2 protein-coding genes are annotated in these 3,462 nt (G+C 69.4%); both read left to right on the top strand.

The window, feature by feature from the left end; translation table 11 throughout:
- Positions 1-1,213 (top strand): response regulator (locus K0M70_RS11425; protein WP_290781989.1); only part of this gene is annotated, 1,213 nt, incomplete at its 5' end.
- 199 nt (positions 1,214-1,412) lie between these two features.
- A complete protein-coding gene (locus K0M70_RS11420) occupies positions 1,413-3,281 on the top strand; it encodes a hypothetical protein (RefSeq protein WP_290781987.1) in 1,869 nt (622 codons plus the stop codon).
- Positions 3,282-3,462 lie beyond the last annotated feature (181 nt).

Below are 3,462 nucleotides of genomic sequence, written 5' to 3'. Positions count from 1 at the left end.
GGGGCTGCGGCTGGGGCTGGGAAACTTCCTGTCCAACGCCAGAATTTTCACCGCGGGGGGCTGGGGGGAGGCGGCGCTGCATGGGCGGGGCCGCGACGGCGACGGCGACCGCGTCTGCTTCCGCATCACCGACACCGGCATCGGCGTCACGCCCGAACAGCAGTCCCGACTTTTCCAGCCCTTCCAGCAGGCCGAAGGCAGCACCACGCGCCGGTTCGGCGGCACCGGCCTGGGGCTGGTGATTTCGCAGCGGCTGGCCGAGCTGATGAACGGCACGGTGGAAATGGACAGCACGCCCGGCGCCGGCACCACGCTGCTGCTCACCCTGGTGCTGCCGCGGGGCGACGTGGCGGACCTGGAGCCGGACGCACCGGCCGAGCCTGGCCAGGGCTTCCTGGCGCGGCCGCTGCCGTCGGTGGCGCAGGCCTTGGCCGAACGCAGCCTGGTGCTGATCGTGGACGACCATCCCACCAACCGCCTGGTGGTGGCGCGCCAGCTGGCGCTGGCGGGTTACGCCAGCGAGTCGGTGGAGGACGGCGTCAAGGGACTGCAGGCCTGGCGCACCGGCCGCTACGCCCTGGTGCTGTCGGACGTGCACATGCCCGAGATGGACGGCTACGAAATGACCCGCGCGCTGCGCGCCGAAGAGGCGGCCACCGGCAAGCCGCGGACCCCGGTGATCGCGCTCACCGCCGCCGCACTCAAGGGCGAGGCCGAACGAAGCCAGGGCGCCGGCATGGACGAGTTCCTGGCCAAGCCCGTCAGCATCCCGGAGCTGGTGGCCTGCCTGCGCCGCTGGATGCCGCACACCGCGCCGCTGGCCGGTGACATGGTGGCGTCGGTTCCACGGCCGTTGCCGCAGACGCACACCGATCCGCTGCCCATCGACCCTGCGACCCTGGACGTCCTGACCGGCGGCGACGCGCGGGACATCCGCGCCCTGCTGGACGATTTCCTGGGCACCACCTTCACCGACCTGGCCGAGCTGGACGCCGCCCGGCAGGCCGGAGACCTGGCTGCCGTCGCCAGGCAGGCCCACAAGATCAAGGGTGCGGCCCGCCTCGTGGGCGCCTGGCCGCTGGGCGAGGCGGCCGCCGAAGTCGAGTCCGCCGCCAAGGCCGCCGACTGGGCCCAGCTGCTGCCGTGCTGTGCCGATGTCGCCACCGCGACCGAGCGGCTGCGGATGTACGTCCAGGGCCGCTACGGGGCCTGATCCGGACAGGCTTGCCATCGCCCGCCCGGTACGCCCTGGACGGCTACGAAACCGTGATGGAATGTGCAATATTGGCGGCGCTGAAGCTCGCAATGCCGGGGTCGGTGGCTGGAACCAGCCATGCCGCGGGCCGTTCTACAGACCACTTACGGGCAAATGCCCGACTATCCGAACAGGGGATTTGACCGTGAAAAATTCGATGCTTTTGTTGACCCTGGGCGTCACCGCCGCCCTTTCGTCCGGCGCCATGGCTGGCCAGACCGATGCAGACGAGCTGGCCATCAAGCGCGCCCGCGTGGCCCTGGAGGCCGAGACGGGCATTGTCGCGCCGGCCCAGAGCAAGCGCCCGCCCGGCTCGCGCATCATGGACATCGAAGTGGTCAACGACACCACGTCGGGCGGGCCGCAGTGGCTGCGCCCGTTTGCCGATTTTTCAGGCCTCAGCGGCGCCCCCACCGAGCCCTATTTCGTTCAGCCCTTCCGCGTTTCGGCCAACGACAACTGCAGCGTACGGCTTGACGGCGGTTTTGATCCGTTCCTCTTCATCTACCAGAACGCCTTCGATCCGCTGGACCAGCTGACCAACGGCGTCGCCGGTAACGATGATGGCGGCGGCGGCCTCAACTCCCTCATCAATCCGGTGGCCTTGAACGCCGGCACCCAATACTTCGCCATCGCGACGGCGTTCCAGGGGGGGTCCGGCGCGTTCACGCTCACTTTCAATTGCCCGGTCGCCAACGTCATCCTGACCGGCGCCGGCGTCGAGCTGACCAGCGCCGGTTCGAATATGCCGGTGTCGGTGGCCGAAGAGCTGATCCTGCCGCCCGAGCGCCTGCTGGCCAACCCCAGCGACCGCCTGAACATCGGCACCGAGATCGGCTACGCGTTCTCCTCGGGTGAAGTGCGCTACGCCCGCCTGCACTGCCCGGGCGCCGAGTTCACCACCGCCTCGGTGATCGACTTCACGGGCGATCCGTCCAACACCATCGGCTCGGTCAACGGCCTGGGCTCGGACGCGATCTTCTTCTCGATCACGGCCGGCGCCACGCCGGTCATCGCCACCGACGGCTTCACGGTGGACGGCACCCGCACGGTGGGCAGCGATGCCGACGTGGACTGCAGCTACGGCCTGTACGACTTCCCGTCGCAGGCGCAGGCCGGCGGCCCCACCGGTCGCGTCGCCACTACGTCCGGCGCCTACCTGCGCTTCAACCCCAGCTATGCGCTGGTGGTGGATTCGCAGGGCAGCGGTGGGGCCGACGTGGAGTCGGCCGATCCGGCCTACAGCGAGTTCGTGCTCGGTGCGCCGACCGCCGACGTGGGCCTGGCCCAGCTGGGCAAGTTCAGCTATGGCACCGTGCAGGCCGTGCTGGGCGACACTCAGCCGATCACGATCGACGGCCTGGCCGTCGAGTTGGCGGACCTGATGGGTGCGAACACCGCGCTCAACTTCTCGGGTGATTTCGAAGCGGCGGGCGACGTGTTCTTCAGCCCGTTCGCCGACTGCAGCTTCGGCATCCAGTCCGCCGACAGCTTCGACGACACCGGGGCGACGTTCGTGATTGGCTCCGACGCCAAGCTCGACCATTACCTGTGCTACGCCGCCGGCGGCGACCCGATCCGCGCCAGCGACTACACCGTGGCCCTGGCCCCGGTGTCGGCCGCCCCGGCGGTTTACGCGGTCACGCCGCGCGGTCCGCTGGACCTGGGCGCCATCACCCGCAACGGCGCGGAGCTGCAGGCCCCGCTGGCGCAGGTGCCCAACGGCTACCTGAGCCGCATGGTGCTGACCAACACCGGTTCACAGGCCCGCGAGTACGTGATCGAAGTGCTGGGTGAAACCGGCAACGTCATCTCCACCGCCAACCTCACCGGCACCGTGCCGGCGGCCGGCACGCTGGTGGTGGACCTGGACTCGGTGCTGACCGGCTTCACCGCGGCCCCGCGCGCCACGCTGAACGTGACGGTGTCGGGCCCGAACAAGCAGATCCAGGGCCTGTACCAGATCGTCAACCCGGAATCGGGCACGGTCAGCAACCACGTGATGGTCCGCCCCGGCACCAACTGATCCACGCCGCGTTACGCAACATGGAAAGGCCCGCTTCGGCGGGCCTTTTTCTTTGGGGCTTCTCCCGAGTCCGGGGACCGGTGCTTGGCGCCCGGCGCCCGGTGCCGTCGCCACCGCGGAAGCGAGGGTCACTTCCTGCTCATGGCAGGGCCTTTTAAATCGCAGGAAGTGACCCTCGCTT

Origin of the sequence: Arenimonas sp. (genome assembly GCF_019459675.1) — a bacterium.
In the GTDB taxonomy this organism is placed as follows: Bacteria; Pseudomonadota; Gammaproteobacteria; order Xanthomonadales; family Xanthomonadaceae; genus Arenimonas.
This window is presented reverse-complemented; position numbering and strand designations above follow the sequence as displayed.

Coding starts and splice junctions, on each gene's coding strand:
- K0M70_RS11420 (WP_290781987.1), top strand. CDS start 1,413: ATGCTTTTGTTGACCCTGGGCGTCACCGCCGCCCTTTCGTCCGGCGCC.